Origin of the sequence: Massilia hydrophila, assembly GCF_020208145.1 — a bacterium.
Lineage (GTDB): Bacteria > Pseudomonadota > Gammaproteobacteria > Burkholderiales > Burkholderiaceae_D > Telluria > Telluria hydrophila.
Genome location: NZ_JAHYBX010000007.1, coordinates 34,680 through 50,368, shown reverse-complemented (window position 1 = coordinate 50,368; position 15,689 = coordinate 34,680). Strand labels below are relative to the sequence as shown.

Below are 15,689 nucleotides of genomic sequence, written 5' to 3'. Positions count from 1 at the left end.
TCCGACGAAAAACTGGCCCGACCGGTCTGGGCCGAAGGTGGAGTAGGCCGTCATGGTTCTACTACCTCCGCGACGACGACTTCCGCCTGCTGGCGAGTCAGCTTGTCGTACTTGGCCTGAGCGACCTCATCACGGCGCGCACGCCAGCCGGCCTGCCATTCGTCGATGGCAGGCGATCCAGGGTTCATGCCGTGCTCGTCGTGGCCCAGGCCTTTGTCGAAGGCTGCGGCGCCCTTGGTGCGGATCATGTCGCGGCTGATGATCTGTTCCATGATCAGCCCTTCTCGGCCATGCCGTTGAGGCGGGTCAGCAGGTCCATCATCGGGCGGATCGCGGTGAAGATGGCGGCCTCGATATGCTTGACCTCGCGCTGATCGATGCGACCGTCAGCCAGGGCGGTGTGCACCTGGGTGCCGACGGTGCCGAGCTTGGCCCAGATGTCCGTAACCGATTCCAGCACCGCAACATCGGAAGCAACGGGCTGGTCCAGCTTCGTGCAGATGAAGCCGTGTTCGCGCGCCAGAGCGTGCAGCACCTCGTAGTCGCCAGTGATGTCCATTGCGCGCGACGCGTCATCCATCGTCAGGACGTTAGTGGTCGAGTTCGGATTAGCCTTGTTGCGCAGCAGGCCAGCGGTGTAGCCCATGCGAACAGCCAGCGCCTCGCAGCCGCCAGGGGAGTTGTGCACGGTCTTGTAGAAGGCGTCTTTGTAGTTCATGTGGTAATCCTAAAATCAGATGAAGCGTGGAAACTTTGGCTGGACGACAATGCGAATATGGAAACTTCGAAATCACTTCACTTTGTCGAGTTGACGTCTGCGTGGAAGCGTCGGCAGCGGTCCATAGACGTCGTCGAAGGTGATCGCGTGGCCCAAGCCGTGCGCGTAAGTGATCAACCTTCGAGCTACATCAGGTGGAACCTGCTGCCCGCGCTCATAATTTGAGACGTTGCCTTGAGTGACGCCGATGCCGGCGGCCATCGCTTCTTGGGTGACGCCGAGGCGTGCCCGGAGGTTTTTGATCGTATTCATGACTACATATTAGTCGGACTAATCGAACCAGTCAACAGTCGGACTAATTGTGGAATATTAGTTTTACTTATATTCTCCGCGCATGCCAGCCCAACCCCTCACCACTGAGCAGCTTGAAGATGCTGCGCGCCTAAAGAAGCTATTCCTCAGCTGGCAACAGCAGCAGAGGGACGCCAGCGCGCCTGTATCCCAGGAGGCAGCTGCAGAGCGACTTGGCTTCAATCAGAGCGCACTGAGCCAATATCTGAACGGGAAAATTCCGTTGAACGTAGGAGCCGCCACAAAGTTTTCCGAGCTGCTGGGGCGATCCGTTGCGGAGTTCAGTCCGCGCCTTCATGACCAGTTGAAGGAATACGCCTCGTCCGTGATGCCTGAGGAGTCGGCTGCAAGCGATGCGGCGCCATTGCCGCCTGGCGCGCGGCGTGTGGTTGCCGATGATGCCGACGAGATGGTGGAGATTCGCAAGGTCCGACTTAAGTTGCGGGCCGGTGTTTCGCGGTTTGAGGCCGAGCCGATCGATGGCGATGGCGATCCGCTCAAGGTGTCTCGCGCGGAGCTGGAGCGGCAGGGGCTTAACCCTGACAAGCTTATCGGAATTGAGGTGCGCGGCATGAGTATGGAGCCGCTGATGTTCGAAGGCGATACGGTCGTTATCGACCCGACTGACAAGAAGTTGGTCAGCCGCGAGTTGTACGCACTGAACTTCGATGGTGACTGCTGCGTTAAGCAGATGCTCCACAAGGCCGGCGCTTGGTATCTCCATTCGATCAACAGCGACCATAAGCCGGTACGCGCGGAGAGTGGTCAGTGTGACGTGATAGGCCGCGTGGTCTACCAGCCGGGGCGGCCACTGAAAGGCCGGCTGTGAAGTACGCTGTTGCGACCTGGATCGCGCCGCTGATCATTGTCGAGGTCGACCCGAGCGACTTTGATGGCCCGCACGCCGTCGAGCTTGAAAAGGCGCTAGCTGACCACTTTCGTGGCGCGAGCTTTGCGCTGATTACTCCGGATATCGAACCCGATAGCGGCATTCGTGCGCGCGGCTTATCCGTCCCTCATGATGTGCTAACCGATCAGCGCCTGGTTTGGCATGACCTGGTTTTGCCAGGCGAGCCGGAGCTACCGTTCTAGCAACAATTGGTGAGTCTTTTACCTTAACTCAGCAGGTAGACTCGAGGTGCGAAACGGCACGCTTAGATGCCGGACAAGGGGCGCAATATGAGAATTACCAGGATCGTCGCCGCACTAGGATTTGGGGCTTTAGTGCTGCCTGCATTTGCGGTGGAATCGCCCGAAGAACTTCGTTTCTCTGCAAGGGCGTTTCAATGTCAGTCGTTGGAGTTTGCCGAGATTGATGCAATGCCAGCCATCGAGCTGCAGGGAGCTTTCTGCAGCTATGACCTTGGGGCAAAGCGCTCATCCAAAAGGATGGCAGAGGCAAAGGAAAAGTACCAGGGCAACCACGTTGTGATCAGTGGCCTCTTGTCTGATCATATCCGCACTCTCGGGCAATGCACTGCTGGCATGGAGAAGGTATCCGATACCTTACGACGGAAGCACGCGGCGAAACCCGCTGATTGCGCCAAGATGCACGCAGAGCTGGAAGCGCGGATGGATGCCGCGAAGCGCTGACGTGCCCGCCCGCGCCTCGATCTGCCGTAGGATGACAGTCAATGCGCCACGGTGCGCCAAGATGCAAAGGGGGTGAAATGAAAAAGCTGATTCTGCTGGGTGCGGCCGTGCTGACTGGTTGCGCGAGTAATTCGGGTGTGGTTGCTATGGGGCCGGATACTTACTTCGTCTCGCGCCAGGCCGCAACCGGCTTCTCTGGGCAGGGCACGTTGAAGGCCGAGGCGATGGCTGAGGCGGGTGCGTTCTGCACCAAGAAGGGCAAGACGGCTGAGGTCACTAGTCAGCAGGATGCAAAGCCGCCATTCATTCTGGGGAATTATCCCAAGACTGAGATCACGTTCCGTTGCGTATAAACGGAGGGCCGTACGCCTCGATCCGCCGCAGAATATTAATTACAGGCTATGGACACAATAATTTCATTTTTTATTGAAGTCGGGAAATGGATCTTCGCTTTGTCGATAATTGCAACAGCCTTAGCATGTGCAATCAGCAAGACTGCACGCGGCGTAGTCGTCCTTCTCTTTGTCGTCGCATTTGCAATCAAAGCATTTTTCTTCAGCGCACCCGATAGCCCCTCACCCTCAGGCACCACTGCAAGTGCAGTCTCAAACCCTGCTCGACCTAGCGACTCCGGACGGGGATCTGCAACAGCCACATTGCAGAATTATCGATTTAAAGGCGACTCGGTTTCCATAACGTGCTCAGGGCCTACTGGGCAGGTGACCTGCAAACCAGCTCGGTAGCGGCAAAGGTGGAGCTGATAGTTCGCGCCTCGACTGCCGCAGGATGATGATTAAGCGAAACGGCACGCTCAGATGTCGGTATCAATTTCCAATACCTAGGGGGAATGCATGAAAGCTATAGGGATCGTTATTCTGGTGGCAGGGCTTGCGCTTGGCGCGTTCGCAATAAGTATGGACGTAAGTGTCCACGTTCCACCTCAGGACTTCGGGTATGGAATCCGTACTCCAGCTGCGGACGTCGCGAACGTCGACAAGATGGCCCAGCGTCAAAACTTCCTGATCTTCTCGGGTGTGCTGGCCGTGGTCGGCGCGATCCTGACCGGCTTTGCATCCATGCGCCCCACTGCGCCGGCGTCGGAGCCTGTTCAGCTGCGTGAGGACGAGGGCCTACTCGATTTTCTTAACGAAATCGACGCCTATCCAGGCACCCGAACTGCGAAAGCTCCTGTCGAAACAGCTGCCGTTTCCATCTGCCCGAAGTGCCGAAGCATGGTCAGCGACGACGATGCCGAGTGCAGACGATGTGGGGACGCCCTTCAAGCTTGAAGCTCGCGTCTCGATCTGCCGCGGGATGATGATTGATGGTGCTACGGCATAGTCGCAATATCGAATTGAAAGTATAAAATGAGAAAATTTATCTCTCTGTTAGTATTGATTTCCACTCCAGTATTGGCGGTCGCATCGGATTGGCAGCCCGTGAGTAGCGGGGACGGGAGCCTCACATTCGTAGACTTCGATTCTATCTCCATTTCAGGAGCGTACCGCAAAGCTTGGATAAAGAGTGATTATCTTGAGATGCAAGAAACTGATTCTTATCCAAAAAAGAGCTATCAATCAGGGAAGTTTCTCTATTACTTCGATTGTAAAAAGAGAATGGTTGGGGCGACTCATGAAATCTTATACTCCAGTCTTTCGGGTAGTAGCGTTGCGTCAAGCCAATCGACACGGTTTAGTCCAAATATACTGCATGATGTAGCACCGGATAGCTGGGGAGAGGCGTATCTCAATACAGTTTGTGGCACCGCAAGCTATCGAGCCAAGATCAAAGCGGCCAATAAGGAAATTTACGGAGCGGAGAAGCCATATCCGAGGCGGGAGAGTTGAAAAAGAGTAAGTACTGTCTTGCCTTTATACGAGTTCAAGAGATTTGTAGTGTTGTGATTACAGCGAAACTAAGCTCGGTCGGGCATCGATCTAAAGCAGGGTATTTAGGCCATGTCGTGTTAAACGATGCTGAACAGCATAATGAAAACAATAATTTTTATGTTCGCCATGCTGTTATCTGACTGCGTACTTGAAGATGACAACACAAACCTATCTACGGTGACAGCGAGTTACCAATGATAGTTTCCTACTCGAGAACTAGCAGCCTTGGAAATACCGCGCCCAAGCGCCAGCCACGGCCCAGCCGCTGGCGAAGTAGAGCACTGATCAAGGTCAACGCCCCAGCCCGCCATGCGCGGGCTTTTCTTTAGTGATATTTATCAGTCCGACTGTTGACATTGCTAATTAGTCGGACTAATATAAACCCATCGCAACCGAGCTCATCCCGAGCCGCCGACTGGAGAACGACATGGCCCTCTATGACCCAAAACTGCAACACCAGGCTGAACTCGACAAGCTGACCCGCGAGAAGGCCTTCATGATCCAGGCTGCGATCAAGGCCGGCCACCCGCTCAACACCAAGGACATGCTCGGGCACCTGAGCACGTACCTGGGCGACAGCCAGGCGCTGGCGGAGCTGATGCAGCAGACGCTCAAGGGTCGCAATGCTTTTCGCGAGCTGCTCGACAAGCTTGCCCTGGAAATCGGCGGGCAACAGGCTACTGCTGATCTTGCGCCGCGCAGCCGCCGCGGCGCCCCGCATGCCGGCGCACGTTCCGCTGCAGGTGCCGCATGAAATTTCTCATCACTGTCCGCAACGCCACCGGCGCGCGCACCTACCCGGCCATCGGCAACCGTGACGCCCTGATGGACGCAGCCTACGCCGACGGCGCGCTGTCCGTGACCATCCTGGTGCAGCCATGAGCCGCCGCTGCTGCGACGGCGCGTGCTACCAGGGCAGGACTTGCCCGCTGCGCACCGTGCGCTACCCGACCCGCCGCAACCTGTTGAGCCGCGCCGCTGAAGCTGTGAGTGGCTTGTGCGAAACGTACCCATGGCTTCCGATGGCTGCCGCGCTGGGGGCTGTCGTCATTGCCAACATCTGACGGAATCTGCCCATGAACAATGCAGAAACGACCACGCGGCTCAACATTTTAGCAATCCGAGGGGAGTCCTGATTATGGCGCGCGGACCACTCCATCGCGGGTCGCTACGGCCCAAGGAAGAGCAGCTGGCCGCGCGCGCCGCGGCCGTGGCGAAGATCACCGAGCTGCTGCAGGAAGGCCCGATGACTGCCGGCGAGTTGCTCGCTGTCGTCGGCGGGCTGCGGCCAACCTTCTCCAACTGGATGAGCCACATGCACAAGAAGCTGCGCCTGATCCGGATGACCGGCGAATACCGGAACCGGGGCGAGATTTGGGAGCTGGGCGCCGATCCGGCGCTGTCGGATCCCGATGACGAGCTGGACAACCTGATCGCGCCGAAGCAGGGCATTCACCCGGCGACACAGATCGGCATTCCGCGAGATCCGCTGGTGGCCGCGCTGTTCGGGCCAGCGGCGAATGCGCACCGGGAGGCGGCATGAGCGCGCTGGCCTGGACGGACGTGGCGGCCGCGCTGCCGGACGACGACACCTTGGTGCTGTTGGCGACCGATGACCGCGAGGTGTGGCCAGGCTACCGCGACGGCGACATCTGGCGGTCTACCGATGCGATGCCCGTGTCGGAGCGCGTCACCCACTGGATGCACTTGCCGCCGGCGCCGATTGCAGGAGCAGCGGCATGAAGCTCCAGGTGAAGGATTCCGGCGCCTGGCGCAACGTGCTGCACTTCGACGCCAGCCGCGCCGCTGAAGTCGAGGAGGCCGCGGCTGCGCTGCTACGCGCGGCGGGCGGCCTGCGCACCAGCATGCGAATCGCCGACGGCGACCTGATGATGGCGTACTGCGAGCAGCCGGCCTGCACCTGGAGGGCAGCATGACCAAGTCGCGCGGCATCAATCGTCCCAAGGCGGTGTGGACGGATGACCAGCTCGAGACGCTGCGCCGCCTCTATTCGAACTACAGGACAGAGGACATCGCTTTCCTGATCGGCCATACGCTGGATTCGGTCTACCGGAAGGCTAACAGCCTGGGCCTGAAGAAGACGGCCGAGTTTGTAGCCGCGCAGTCGGCACGCCAGCTGAATCGTCCGGATCATCCGGCGCGCGAGAGCCGCTTCCAGAAAGGGCTGGTGCCCTGGAATAAGGGCGTGAAAGGCGTAGCCGGCGTGCAGGAGGCCTGCCGCGCCACGCACTTCCGACCCGGGCAGCAGCCGCACAACACGCTGCCGATCGGTAGCACGAAGTTCGACAAGAGCGGCGTGCTATTGCAGAAGGTGAGCAACGCCCCGGGCAACGGCAGCAAGCGTTGGCGCGCCGTGCACGAGCTGGTGTGGGTACGCGAGAACGGGCCGGTACCGCCGAGGCACATCGTTGTATTCAAGCCTGGGATGAAGACCAACGTGCTCGAAGAGATCACGATCGACCGGGTGGAGTGCATCAGCCTGGCCGAAAACATGAAACGGAACACGCGGCATAACCTGCCGCCCGAGCTAAACCAGATCGTGCAGTTGAAGGCGGTCCTAACCCGACAGATCAACAAGAGGATGAAACATGGCCAAGAAGAACATCGATGACCTGCGCGAGCTGCTGTTCGAAACCATCGAGGGCGTGAAGAGCGGCAAGCTCGACATCGACCGCGCGAAGATGATCGGGGACTTGTCGCAGGTGATGGTGAACTCGGCGAAGGTCGAGGTCGAGTATGCGCGGGCGACTGGACAGAAGGGTAGCGGCTTTCTAGAGAAGCAGGAAGAGCTGCCGGCTGGGATCACTGGGATCCGTCAGCACCGGCTGATGGGCTGAGATTTGGACAACCGACGAGGACAAGACATGAACCAGACCCCACCCGAACTGCTCGCCCCGCACAAGGCCGCCCTGGTGGCCGCCGCGCGAGACGCAATGCGCACCATCCGCCAGGCCGGCGCCGCCGGCGCGCGCTTCGAAATCCCCGGCGCCGCGCCGCTGTGCCTGATCGTGATCGGCGAGGAAGCCGAGATCGGCAAGCTGCTGCGCGAGCCGGCGAGCGAACCGATGCCGGGCGGTCGCCGTGCTGGCGATGAGCCGGCGCCGGCTCTGACCTTCGACGACATCGAGCCTGGCGCGGACGGCCCGCTGGTGGTTGACTCGAACGACCTGGTGATGATCCGCCGCTGGCTGAAGGCTGCTGCGGAGGCAGGCAAGCCGGTCACGCTGTCGGGCCAAGCCGCGGCGGCGCTGTATTACGCGATGGATACCGGCAAGCCGATGGAGCCGGATCGAAAGGAGGAATGATGATGAGCCGTTACCTGACCGCCGACGAGCTGGCTGACCTGATCGGCTGCGCGCCGACCAGCTTCGCCTGCATGCGCCGCTACCTGACGCGCAACAACTGGCCGTTCGAGCCGAACCTGCGTGGGTTCCCCCAGGTGAGCAGGGAGTACCATGACGCGCGAATGGCGGGCAGTACGCCCGCTGGCGCGAGCACCGACCAGGGCGAAGAGCCCGATTTCAGTATGTTCGAGGCAGCATGATAGGCAGAAGGAAATCCCCGGACGGCATGCCGTTCCGCCTGTACGAGCGCATCGGCGCGCGCACCGTGAGCTACGGCTACAAGCTGCCGGATGGCTCCTGGGCGTTCAGGCTGTCGGCCCCGGTGGGTGACGCCGTGGCGCGCACGCGGATCCGCGCGGAAGCGATCGACCGGGCCAATGTGCTGAACGGCGCGCCGGTCGAGGGCGGCGCCACCGAAGCACTGTTCCGGCGCTACTTCGCCTGGCAGCAGGGCCTACCGGCGTCCAGCGAGGACCGCAAGGCCGACAGCACGCTCAGGGAAAACGAGAAGCACGAAGCGCCGCGGCTGATCAAGGTGTTCGGCAAGATGAAGCCCGCGGTGATCAAACCAGTGCACATCTACAAGTACCTGGACCTCCGGGCCGCCGAGGGCGCGCCGGCGAAGGCGAACAAGGAAATCGCTCTGCTATCAGCGGTGCTGGAGTTCGGGCGCCGCAAGGGCGAGCTCGAGACGAACCCCTGCCGCGACATCAAGTACAACAAGACGCGGCCGGACACGCGCTACGTGACGCCGGCGGAACTCGACCTGGTGATGCGCACAGCGCGCGAGCGCGGCGGCATGTACCTGGTGGGCGCGCTGTGCCTGCGCGCGGCCTACCTGACCGTCAGCCGTCCGGACGAGATGCGCAAGATCACGCGACAGGCAATCACTGAGCTGGGCATGGAAATGCCGGTAGGGAAGCGGAAAAAGGGGCGGGCCGAGCGGTTCAAGCTGATCGAGTGGTCGGACGAGCTGCGTGCGGTGATCAAGGAAGCGCTGTCCCTGCAGCGCACCACCAGCCTCTACGTTTTCGGGAATAGCGACGGCCAGCCCTACACGACCAGCGGCTGGAACACGAACCTGCGCCGGCTGATGGTGCACGCTGAGAAGAAGGCGAACGAGGAGGACGTCCCGTTCCAGCGCTTCACGCTGAAGGACATGCGGCCGGCGGCCGTAACCGACCGGGTAGAGGAGGGAGACGAGAAGATTACAAACGCTACCGGACACAGCAGTGATCGCATGGTGCGTCAGGTGTACGACAGGCGAAAAACGAAGTCGGCCCGGGCTACCGAGTAGCAGCTGGCCGAGCAGTGAGATGCTCCATCAGTTCGTGTGCAGCTTGGGCTAATTCTTCGACAGCAACATGTAGATACATAGCACGCTGGATAAAGCCTGGCTGCTCTGCCTGCTGGATGTTCAATCGACTTTCCACCGCAGCTCTGTGCAATTCCGCCTCGCTGTTTTGCCTTAAAGCGTCGATCTCAGCCGTCAATTTAAGGACCTTTATCCGGGTAGGGCCCCCTTCGATCATCGCAATTCGATAACGCTCTTCGACGGCCTTGGTCTTCTCCTTGAGTTCCGGAAAGTACAGAGTCGCCAGCATAACGAATTCGTTTATCGGACAAATATCGACAGGCGGCTCCCCGCTCAAGGCCTGCTTACTATCATTGCTTGTCCAGTCCGAGATTGCATAGGCGGCGACGATGAGTTGCTCAAGCTTTAAGCGCTTCAACGTGTTTCTTTCCCTCTGAATCCAATCGCCTTGTGCCAGTGACAGCTCAACAGATTTTGTGGCTGCAGTAGCTTCTTTCAACTGCCTGAGGATTTCAGTCGTTTCAGCCTTTGTAGCAGATACCTCGCCACGCTTCGTAAAGCGTGCTTTGAAGAAAGGACTGAGGGTGGCACCGATGAACGAAAAAAACACCAGTACCAAGTAATATGGCCAGCTGCTGATAACGGTTTGCTTAACAATCTCTTGAGCCAGTTGTTGCAATACTACGTCGTTCATCTGCCGCTTTCGTCATCGAAATTATTTAGTCCCCTTGCAGAGGGTGTAGGGCAGGGGGATGCTGTAGCGACTACGTTGAAAAAGATCTTCCAAAATTTGGAATCCATCTTCCAAAAAGACAAAAGGGTTACAAGCCTGAAGCGTGTAACCCTTTGTTTTACTACTGAATTCTTGGGGTGGCTGATGGGACTCGAACCCACGACAACAGGAATCACAATCCTGGACTCTACCAACTGAGCTACAGCCACCATTGTCTTGCTACATCTACTTTGTCTCGCTGTTTCCGAGACAGAACAAGATTATACAAAGGTCTTCAGGAACTGGCAAATTTAAATGTGCGTGCCCAGCGGATTCGACAGGGTGGCCCCGACCGCGACCTCGCGAACCGGTACCTCCTGGCCCAGCAGGCTGGCAAAGGCGGCTGCCAGTGCCGCGCCGCTGGCGCTGGTGAAGCCCTCCAGGCGCGCGGGTTCGTGGCCCGCGCCACGCAGCAGGTTCGCGGCCTCGAGCAGCCGCGCCAGCTGGCGCGCCACGGCCTCGCCAGTATCGATCAGCACCACCTCCCTGGCGGCATGTCGGTGGAGTACCCGTTCGATCGATGCCTGCACCAGCGGATAGTGGGTGCAGCCGAGCACCAGCGTGTCGGCGCCTTCCGCCAGCAGCGGGGCGATATAGCGTTCCAGCATCGCGTCGAGCACAGGCGCGCCGGGGTCGCCGAACTCGATCTGGTCGGCCAGGCCGACGCAGGCTTGCAGCAGGAAGCGCGCGCCGGTGGCTGCGGCCACCTGGTCGCGCAGCAGCAGGAATTTCTCTCCGCGGAGGGTGCGCTCGGTGGCCAGCACGCCAACCGTGCCATTGCGGGTGCTTGCCGCGCCGGGCTTCAGGCCCGGTTCGACACCGACGATCGGCATTGCGGAATAGCGCTCGCGCAGGACGCGCACGGCGGCGACAGTGGCGGTATTGCAGGCCACAACCAGGGCTTTGACGCCGCGGCTTGCCAGGAACGCGGCGATGTCAAGGACGCGCTGGACGACGACGTGTTCCGGCTTGTCGCCGTAGGGGGCAAAGGCGGAGTCGGCGAAATAGAGGAGATGTTCGTTCGGCAGCTGCGCCTGGATGTGACGCAGCACCGACAGGCCGCCGACGCCCGAGTCGAAGATGCCGACCGGGGCGTCGTGGTGATCGTTGGATAAGATCATGTAGCGGCGCGAAGGGAAGTTGAACGCGTGGGCGGGAGACCCGCCCACCCTACGTTAAGCCGTTGCGACCGGAATGCCCTTCAGCGACTCGATCTTGGCCGACCATTCCTTCGGACCGGTGGTGTGCACCGAGGTGCCGGTGGAGTCCACGGCGACGGTGACAGGCATGTCGGTCACGTCGAATTCGTAGATCGCTTCCATGCCCAGGTCCTCGAAACCGACCACCTTGGCCGACTTGATCGCCTTCGAGACCAGGTAGGCCGAGCCGCCGACTGCCATCAGGTAGGCCGACTTGTGCTTCTGGATCGATTCGATCGCCGCCGGACCGCGTTCGGCCTTGCCGATCATCGAGATCAGGCCGGTCTTCTCCAGCATCATGTCGGTGAACTTGTCCATGCGGGTCGCGGTGGTCGGGCCTGCCGGGCCGACGACTTCGTCGCCCACCGGGTCGACCGGGCCCACGTAATAGATCACGCGGTTGGTGAAGTCCACCGGCAGTGTTTCACCTTTGGCGAGCATGTCCTGGATGCGCTTGTGCGCGGCGTCGCGGCCGGTCAGCATCTTGCCATTCAGGAGCAGGGTCTGGCCCGGCTTCCAGGACGCGACTTCTTCCTTGCTCAGGGTGTTCAGGTCGACACGCTTGGACTTTTCGGTGTCAGGCAGCCAGTTCACGTCCGGCCAGGTGGACAGCGCCGGCGGTTCGATGTAGGCCGGGCCCGAGCCGTCCAGCACGAAGTGCGCATGGCGGGTGGCAGCGCAGTTCGGGATCATCGCCACCGGCTTCGAGGCCGCGTGGGTCGGGTACATGTTGATCTTCACGTCCAGCACGGTGGTCAGGCCGCCCAGGCCCTGGGCACCAATGCCCAGCGCGTTGATCTTGTCGCACAGTTCGATGCGCAGCTCTTCCAGCTTGGTTTGCGGGCCGCGCTGCTTGAGCTCGTACATGTCGATGTCTTCCATCAGCGACTCTTTCGCCATCAGCATCGCCTTCTCGGCGGTGCCGCCGATGCCGATGCCCAGCATGCCCGGCGGGCACCAGCCGGCGCCCATCAGCGGCACGGTCTTGATGACCCAGTCGACCAGCGAGTCGGACGGATTCAGCATCACGAACTTGGTCTTGTTCTCCGAGCCGCCGCCCTTGGCCGCCAGCTTCACGTCGACAGTGTCGCCTTCGACCAGCTCCATGTGGACGACGGCCGGGGTGTTGTCCTTGGTGTTCTTGCGCTCGAAGTGAGGGTCGGCCACGATCGAGGCGCGCAGCTTGTTGTCTTCGAACGCGTAGGCGCGGCGCACGCCTTCGTTGACGGCGTCGGTGACGGTGCCAGTGAAACCTTCGAAGCGCACGCCCATGCCGATCTTGAGGAACACGTTGACGATGCCGGTGTCCTGGCAGATCGGGCGCTTGCCTTCCGCGCACATGCGCGAGTTGGTCAGGATCTGGGCGATGGCGTCCTTCGCGGCCGGACTTTGCTCGGTCTCATACGCGCGCGCCAGGTGCTGGATATAGTCGGCCGGATGGTAGTAGCTGATGTACTGCAGGGCTGCCGCGACCGATTCGATGAGGTCGCTCTGGGTGATAACGGTTGCCATGGATTTCTCGATCAGGGGGAATGAATGTGCGATTCAGTGCTTCGAATGGGTGGTCATGACGATGCGGTCGGTATAGGCGATGGCCATGGCCGACAGCAGGAAGGCGCAGTGGATGATGGTCTGCCACATCATCGTGTCTGTATTCGGGTAGTTGGCCGCGTTGATGAAGGTCTTCAGCAGGTGGATCGACGAGATGCCGATGATTGCCATCGCCAGTTTCGTCTTGAGTACCGAGGCGTTCACGTGGGACAGCCATTCGGGCTGGTCCGGGTGGCCTTCGAGGTGCATGCGCGAGACGAAGGTTTCGTAGCCGCCGACGATGACCATGATGAGTAGGTTCGAGATCATGACCACGTCGATCAGCCCCAGCACCACCAGCATGATGGTGGTTTCGGTCAGCTTGCCCGGGCGCGGCGCGCCAGGCACGGTGACGGCATCGAGGATGTGCTGCAGCGACGCGGCGTTGCCCATCGCGGCACCGATCAGGTCCTTCAGCTCGACCCAGAAATGGAAGACATAGACGCATTGCGCCAGAATCAGGCCGAGGTACAGCGGCAGCTGCAGCCAGCGGCTGGCAAAGATCAGGTTGTTCAGAGGACTGAGTTTCTTTGCTTCGGACGGGGGAATCAACTGCGCCATCGGGGGCCGGCTCCTGGATGCGGGTAAATTACAGCCGAGCATTCTACACCTGCCGGCGCGTCCTTGCGGGTTCCTTCTCCGCTTTGCAGCCAGCTTGGTAGAATGCCATGCAAAACAGGGCGCCCTGCCGGGACCCAGTGTAAGGGCTCAGTAAGCGAGCACCCCTAAGGTGTCTGGTAAAACTGACTACACTACGATGGAGGAGACAAGAATGGCCGAGAACGAGAGCAATCAAGAATTCACGCTGCAGGAAAACCGCGTGTTCCCGCCACCTGCCGGCTTCGCCGGCCAGGCCGCGATCTCCGGCATGGAAGCCTACGAAAAGCTGTGCGCCGAGGCGGCCAGCGACTACGAAGGCTTCTGGGCCCGCCTGGCGCGTGAACACATCGACTGGCACAAACCATTCACCAGCACCCTGGACGAATCGAACGTGCCTTTCTACAAGTGGTTCGCCGACGGCCAGCTGAACGCATCCTACAACTGCCTCGACCGCAACCTTGCCAACGGCAATGCCGACAAGACCGCGATCATCTTCGAGGCCGACGATGGCAGCGTCACCCGCGCCACCTACCGCGAGCTGCACGCCCGCGTTTGCCAGTTCGCCAACGGCCTCAAGTCGCGCGGCATCAAGAAGGGCGACCGGGTCATCATCTACATGTCGATGTCGATCGAAGGCGTGGCCGCGATGCAGGCCTGCGCCCGCATCGGCGCCACCCACTCGGTGGTGTTCGGCGGCTTCTCGGCGAAGTCGCTGCAGGAACGCATCATCGACGCCGGCGCCGTGGCCATCATCACGGCCGACGAGCAGCGCCGCGGCGGCAAGTCGCTGCCGCTGAAAGCCATCGTCGACGAGGCGCTGGCGCTGGGCGGCTGCGACAGCATCCGTGATGTCATCGTCTACCGGCGTACCGGCGGCGAGGTCGCCTTCAAGGAAGGGCGCGACACCTGGCTGCACGACCTGGTCGACGGCCAGGGCACGGAATGCGAGCCGGAGTGGGTCGATGCCGAACACCCGCTGTTCATCCTCTACACCTCGGGCTCGACCGGCACGCCGAAAGGTGTCCAGCACTCGACCGGCGGCTACCTGCTGTGGGCCGCGCTGACGATGAAATGGACCTTCGACATCAAGCCGAACGACGTGTTCTGGTGCACCGCCGACATCGGCTGGGTTACCGGCCACACCTACATCGCTTACGGTCCGCTGGCCGTGGGCGCGACCCAGGTGGTGTTCGAGGGCGTACCGACCTTCCCGCACGCGGGCCGCTTCTGGGAAACCATCGGCAAGCACAAGGTCTCGATCTTCTACACCGCGCCGACCGCGATCCGTTCCCTGATCAAGGCCTCGGACGTGGATCCGAAGGTGCACCCGAAGAACTTCGACCTGTCCAGCCTGCGCCTGCTGGGATCGGTCGGCGAGCCGATCAACCCCGAAGCGTGGATGTGGTACTACCGCAACGTCGGCCAGGAACGCTGCCCGATCGTCGACACCTTCTGGCAGACCGAGACCGGCGGCCACATGATCACCCCGCTGCCGGGCGCGACCCCGCTGGTGCCGGGCTCCTGCACGCTGCCGCTGCCGGGCATCATGACCGCGATCGTGGACGAATCCGGCGCCGACGTGCCGAACGGGCAGGGCGGCATCCTGGTCGTAAAGCGTCCGTGGCCCTCGATGATCCGCACCATCTGGAACAACCCGGACCGCTTCCGCAGCAGCTACTTCCCGGACGAACTGGGCGGCAAGTACTACCTGGCCGGCGACGGCGCGGTGCGCAACAAGGACACGGCTTACTTCACGATCACGGGCCGTATCGACGACGTGCTGAACGTGTCGGGCCACCGGATGGGCACGATGGAAATCGAATCGGCCCTGGTAGCCCACCCGATGGTGGCGGAAGCGGCGGTGGTCGGCAAGCCGGACGACACCACCGGCGAGGCGATCTGCGCCTTCGTCGTGCTCAAGCAGGCCCGTCCGAGCGGCGAGGAGGCGAAGAAGCTGGCGGCCGAGCTGCGCAACTGGGTGGCCAAGGAGATCGGTCCGATCGCCAAGCCGAAGGAAATCCGCTTCGGCGACAACCTGCCCAAGACCCGCTCCGGCAAGATCATGCGCCGCCTGCTGCGCGTGCTGGCCAAGGGCGAAGCGATTACCCAGGACGTGTCGACGCTGGAAAACCCGGCGATCCTGGAGCAGCTGAAAGAAACCGCCTGAGCCCGCGCCATCTTGGTAAAAAGCCCGCTTCTCGTACAGAAGCGGGCTTTTTTATTGTAGGGTGGGCGGATTTTCCGCCCACGCGGTGATCGGTGGTGCCGATGCTGCCGTGGTAGTACCGGCGATCGTT

Annotated in this window: 24 protein-coding genes and 1 tRNA gene; 17 read left to right on the top strand and 8 right to left on the bottom strand. The window is 60.9% G+C overall.

Annotated elements, in window-relative coordinates:
- Nucleotides 1–50: 50 nt before the first annotated feature.
- The 3 genes from LE190_RS16070 to LE190_RS16060 all read right to left on the bottom strand — a co-directional run bounded on the left by LE190_RS16070 (nucleotide 51) and on the right by LE190_RS16060 (nucleotide 1,030).
- Nucleotides 51–272, bottom strand: coding sequence for a hypothetical protein (locus LE190_RS16070; protein WP_225239649.1), 222 nt, complete (start codon nucleotides 270–272; stop codon nucleotides 51–53).
- 2 nt (nucleotides 273–274) lie between these two features.
- A complete protein-coding gene (locus tag LE190_RS16065; RefSeq protein ID WP_225239648.1) occupies nucleotides 275–718 on the bottom strand; it encodes a phage regulatory CII family protein in 444 nt (147 codons plus the stop codon).
- Between the two features lie 72 nt (nucleotides 719–790).
- Nucleotides 791–1,030, bottom strand: a complete 240-nt coding sequence (locus LE190_RS16060) for a helix-turn-helix transcriptional regulator (RefSeq protein WP_225239647.1) — start codon at nucleotides 1,028–1,030, stop codon at nucleotides 791–793.
- 82 nt (nucleotides 1,031–1,112) lie between these two features.
- Here LE190_RS16060 and LE190_RS16055 point away from each other — a divergent pair, with 82 nt between their 5' ends.
- The 16 genes from LE190_RS16055 to LE190_RS15990 all read left to right on the top strand — a co-directional run bounded on the left by LE190_RS16055 (nucleotide 1,113) and on the right by LE190_RS15990 (nucleotide 9,213).
- Nucleotides 1,113–1,898, top strand: a complete 786-nt coding sequence (locus LE190_RS16055; protein WP_225239646.1) for a LexA family transcriptional regulator — start codon at nucleotides 1,113–1,115, stop codon at nucleotides 1,896–1,898.
- Nucleotides 1,895–2,161 carry a hypothetical protein gene (locus LE190_RS16050; protein WP_225239645.1) on the top strand — a complete coding sequence of 89 codons (267 nt, stop codon included), beginning with the start codon at nucleotides 1,895–1,897 and terminating at the stop codon, nucleotides 2,159–2,161. Before LE190_RS16055 ends, LE190_RS16050 begins: the two co-directional genes overlap by 4 nt.
- Before the next feature lie 66 nt (nucleotides 2,162–2,227).
- Complete coding sequence (locus LE190_RS16045; RefSeq protein WP_225239644.1) at nucleotides 2,228–2,662, top strand: hypothetical protein; 435 nt, start codon at nucleotides 2,228–2,230, stop codon at nucleotides 2,660–2,662.
- A 77-nt stretch (nucleotides 2,663–2,739) separates the two neighbouring features.
- Entirely contained in the window at nucleotides 2,740–3,015 is a 276-nt protein-coding gene (locus LE190_RS16040) for a hypothetical protein (RefSeq protein WP_225239643.1), read from the top strand.
- Nucleotides 3,016–3,513: 498 nt separating this feature from the next.
- Complete coding sequence (locus LE190_RS16035; protein ID WP_225239642.1) at nucleotides 3,514–3,951, top strand: hypothetical protein; 438 nt, start codon at nucleotides 3,514–3,516, stop codon at nucleotides 3,949–3,951.
- Between the two features lie 78 nt (nucleotides 3,952–4,029).
- Nucleotides 4,030–4,509: a surface-adhesin E family protein gene (locus LE190_RS22025; RefSeq protein WP_369598433.1), complete on the top strand. Its 480-nt coding sequence runs from the start codon at nucleotides 4,030–4,032 to the stop codon at nucleotides 4,507–4,509.
- Nucleotides 4,510–4,978: 469 nt separating this feature from the next.
- Nucleotides 4,979–5,305, top strand: coding sequence for a hypothetical protein (locus tag LE190_RS16030; protein ID WP_225239641.1), 327 nt, complete (start codon nucleotides 4,979–4,981; stop codon nucleotides 5,303–5,305).
- The gene (locus LE190_RS21830; RefSeq protein ID WP_267875331.1) at nucleotides 5,302–5,433 is read left to right on the top strand and encodes a hypothetical protein; all 132 of its coding nucleotides are present in this window, start codon (nucleotides 5,302–5,304) and stop codon (nucleotides 5,431–5,433) included. Before LE190_RS16030 ends, LE190_RS21830 begins: the two co-directional genes overlap by 4 nt.
- Nucleotides 5,434–5,689: 256 nt before the next feature.
- A complete protein-coding gene (locus LE190_RS16025; protein ID WP_225239640.1) occupies nucleotides 5,690–6,094 on the top strand; it encodes a hypothetical protein in 405 nt (134 codons plus the stop codon).
- On the top strand, nucleotides 6,091–6,294 hold the full coding sequence (locus LE190_RS16020) for a DUF551 domain-containing protein (RefSeq protein ID WP_225239639.1): 204 nt from the start codon (nucleotides 6,091–6,093) through the stop codon (nucleotides 6,292–6,294). The genes LE190_RS16025 and LE190_RS16020 overlap by 4 nt, the downstream gene beginning before the upstream one ends.
- Nucleotides 6,291–6,488 (top strand): hypothetical protein, encoded by a 198-nt coding sequence (locus LE190_RS16015; RefSeq protein WP_225239638.1) that lies wholly within the window; start codon nucleotides 6,291–6,293, stop codon nucleotides 6,486–6,488. The genes LE190_RS16020 and LE190_RS16015 overlap by 4 nt, the downstream gene beginning before the upstream one ends.
- On the top strand, nucleotides 6,485–7,183 hold the full coding sequence (locus LE190_RS16010; RefSeq protein WP_225239637.1) for an HNH endonuclease family protein: 699 nt from the start codon (nucleotides 6,485–6,487) through the stop codon (nucleotides 7,181–7,183). The genes LE190_RS16015 and LE190_RS16010 overlap by 4 nt, the downstream gene beginning before the upstream one ends.
- Nucleotides 7,161–7,409, top strand: a complete 249-nt coding sequence (locus tag LE190_RS16005) for a hypothetical protein (protein ID WP_225239636.1) — start codon at nucleotides 7,161–7,163, stop codon at nucleotides 7,407–7,409. The genes LE190_RS16010 and LE190_RS16005 overlap by 23 nt, the downstream gene beginning before the upstream one ends.
- Nucleotides 7,410–7,436: 27 nt before the next feature.
- Nucleotides 7,437–7,877 carry a hypothetical protein gene (locus tag LE190_RS16000; RefSeq protein ID WP_225239635.1) on the top strand — a complete coding sequence of 147 codons (441 nt, stop codon included), beginning with the start codon at nucleotides 7,437–7,439 and terminating at the stop codon, nucleotides 7,875–7,877.
- A complete protein-coding gene (locus LE190_RS15995) occupies nucleotides 7,874–8,116 on the top strand; it encodes a DUF4224 domain-containing protein (RefSeq protein ID WP_225239634.1) in 243 nt (80 codons plus the stop codon). Before LE190_RS16000 ends, LE190_RS15995 begins: the two co-directional genes overlap by 4 nt.
- Before the next feature lie 26 nt (nucleotides 8,117–8,142).
- Nucleotides 8,143–9,213 carry a tyrosine-type recombinase/integrase gene (locus tag LE190_RS15990; RefSeq protein WP_225239633.1) on the top strand — a complete coding sequence of 357 codons (1,071 nt, stop codon included), beginning with the start codon at nucleotides 8,143–8,145 and terminating at the stop codon, nucleotides 9,211–9,213.
- On the opposite strand, the gene LE190_RS15985 is transcribed toward LE190_RS15990, so the two are convergent.
- From LE190_RS15985 to LE190_RS15965, 5 genes are all read right to left on the bottom strand, one after another.
- On the bottom strand, nucleotides 9,203–9,925 hold the full coding sequence (locus tag LE190_RS15985) for a hypothetical protein (protein ID WP_225239632.1): 723 nt from the start codon (nucleotides 9,923–9,925) through the stop codon (nucleotides 9,203–9,205). The genes LE190_RS15990 and LE190_RS15985 overlap by 11 nt on opposite strands.
- 172 nt (nucleotides 9,926–10,097) lie before the next feature.
- Nucleotides 10,098–10,173: transfer RNA gene (locus LE190_RS15980), tRNA-His, on the bottom strand.
- 81 nt (nucleotides 10,174–10,254) lie between these two features.
- Nucleotides 10,255–11,124 carry a glutamate racemase gene (gene murI, locus LE190_RS15975; RefSeq protein WP_225239631.1) on the bottom strand — a complete coding sequence of 290 codons (870 nt, stop codon included), beginning with the start codon at nucleotides 11,122–11,124 and terminating at the stop codon, nucleotides 10,255–10,257.
- A gap of 54 nt (nucleotides 11,125–11,178) precedes the next feature.
- The gene (locus tag LE190_RS15970; RefSeq protein ID WP_225239630.1) at nucleotides 11,179–12,714 is read right to left on the bottom strand and encodes a fumarate hydratase; all 1,536 of its coding nucleotides are present in this window, start codon (nucleotides 12,712–12,714) and stop codon (nucleotides 11,179–11,181) included.
- A 33-nt stretch (nucleotides 12,715–12,747) separates the two neighbouring features.
- On the bottom strand, nucleotides 12,748–13,353 hold the full coding sequence (locus LE190_RS15965; RefSeq protein WP_225239629.1) for a TIGR00645 family protein: 606 nt from the start codon (nucleotides 13,351–13,353) through the stop codon (nucleotides 12,748–12,750).
- Between the two features lie 211 nt (nucleotides 13,354–13,564).
- Here LE190_RS15965 and acs point away from each other — a divergent pair, with 211 nt between their 5' ends.
- Nucleotides 13,565–15,559, top strand: a complete 1,995-nt coding sequence (gene acs / locus LE190_RS15960) for an acetate--CoA ligase (protein ID WP_225239628.1) — start codon at nucleotides 13,565–13,567, stop codon at nucleotides 15,557–15,559.
- Nucleotides 15,560–15,689: the final 130 nt, after the last annotated feature.

Bases quoted from the DNA above. Each gene is read 5' to 3' on its own strand.
- LE190_RS16060 (WP_225239647.1), bottom strand. From the start codon at position 1,030: ATGAATACGATCAAAAACCTCCGGGCACGCCTCGGCGTCACCCAAGAA.
- LE190_RS16010 (WP_225239637.1), top strand. From the start codon at position 6,485: ATGACCAAGTCGCGCGGCATCAATCGTCCCAAGGCGGTGTGGACGGAT.
- LE190_RS16015 (WP_225239638.1), top strand. From the start codon at position 6,291: ATGAAGCTCCAGGTGAAGGATTCCGGCGCCTGGCGCAACGTGCTGCAC.
- acs (WP_225239628.1), top strand. From the start codon at position 13,565: ATGGCCGAGAACGAGAGCAATCAAGAATTCACGCTGCAGGAAAACCGC.
- LE190_RS16005 (WP_225239636.1), top strand. From the start codon at position 7,161: ATGGCCAAGAAGAACATCGATGACCTGCGCGAGCTGCTGTTCGAAACC.
- LE190_RS16040 (WP_225239643.1), top strand. From the start codon at position 2,740: ATGAAAAAGCTGATTCTGCTGGGTGCGGCCGTGCTGACTGGTTGCGCG.
- LE190_RS22025 (WP_369598433.1), top strand. From the start codon at position 4,030: ATGAGAAAATTTATCTCTCTGTTAGTATTGATTTCCACTCCAGTATTG.
- LE190_RS16065 (WP_225239648.1), bottom strand. From the start codon at position 718: ATGAACTACAAAGACGCCTTCTACAAGACCGTGCACAACTCCCCTGGC.
- LE190_RS16045 (WP_225239644.1), top strand. From the start codon at position 2,228: ATGCCGGACAAGGGGCGCAATATGAGAATTACCAGGATCGTCGCCGCA.
- LE190_RS16030 (WP_225239641.1), top strand. From the start codon at position 4,979: ATGGCCCTCTATGACCCAAAACTGCAACACCAGGCTGAACTCGACAAG.
- LE190_RS15965 (WP_225239629.1), bottom strand. From the start codon at position 13,353: ATGGCGCAGTTGATTCCCCCGTCCGAAGCAAAGAAACTCAGTCCTCTG.
- LE190_RS16055 (WP_225239646.1), top strand. From the start codon at position 1,113: ATGCCAGCCCAACCCCTCACCACTGAGCAGCTTGAAGATGCTGCGCGC.
- LE190_RS16020 (WP_225239639.1), top strand. From the start codon at position 6,091: ATGAGCGCGCTGGCCTGGACGGACGTGGCGGCCGCGCTGCCGGACGAC.
- LE190_RS15970 (WP_225239630.1), bottom strand. From the start codon at position 12,714: ATGGCAACCGTTATCACCCAGAGCGACCTCATCGAATCGGTCGCGGCA.
- LE190_RS15990 (WP_225239633.1), top strand. From the start codon at position 8,143: ATGCCGTTCCGCCTGTACGAGCGCATCGGCGCGCGCACCGTGAGCTAC.
- LE190_RS16035 (WP_225239642.1), top strand. From the start codon at position 3,514: ATGAAAGCTATAGGGATCGTTATTCTGGTGGCAGGGCTTGCGCTTGGC.
- LE190_RS15985 (WP_225239632.1), bottom strand. From the start codon at position 9,925: ATGAACGACGTAGTATTGCAACAACTGGCTCAAGAGATTGTTAAGCAA.
- LE190_RS16070 (WP_225239649.1), bottom strand. From the start codon at position 272: ATGGAACAGATCATCAGCCGCGACATGATCCGCACCAAGGGCGCCGCA.
- LE190_RS15995 (WP_225239634.1), top strand. From the start codon at position 7,874: ATGATGATGAGCCGTTACCTGACCGCCGACGAGCTGGCTGACCTGATC.
- LE190_RS21830 (WP_267875331.1), top strand. From the start codon at position 5,302: ATGAAATTTCTCATCACTGTCCGCAACGCCACCGGCGCGCGCACCTAC.
- murI (WP_225239631.1), bottom strand. From the start codon at position 11,124: ATGATCTTATCCAACGATCACCACGACGCCCCGGTCGGCATCTTCGAC.
- LE190_RS16000 (WP_225239635.1), top strand. From the start codon at position 7,437: ATGAACCAGACCCCACCCGAACTGCTCGCCCCGCACAAGGCCGCCCTG.
- LE190_RS16025 (WP_225239640.1), top strand. From the start codon at position 5,690: ATGGCGCGCGGACCACTCCATCGCGGGTCGCTACGGCCCAAGGAAGAG.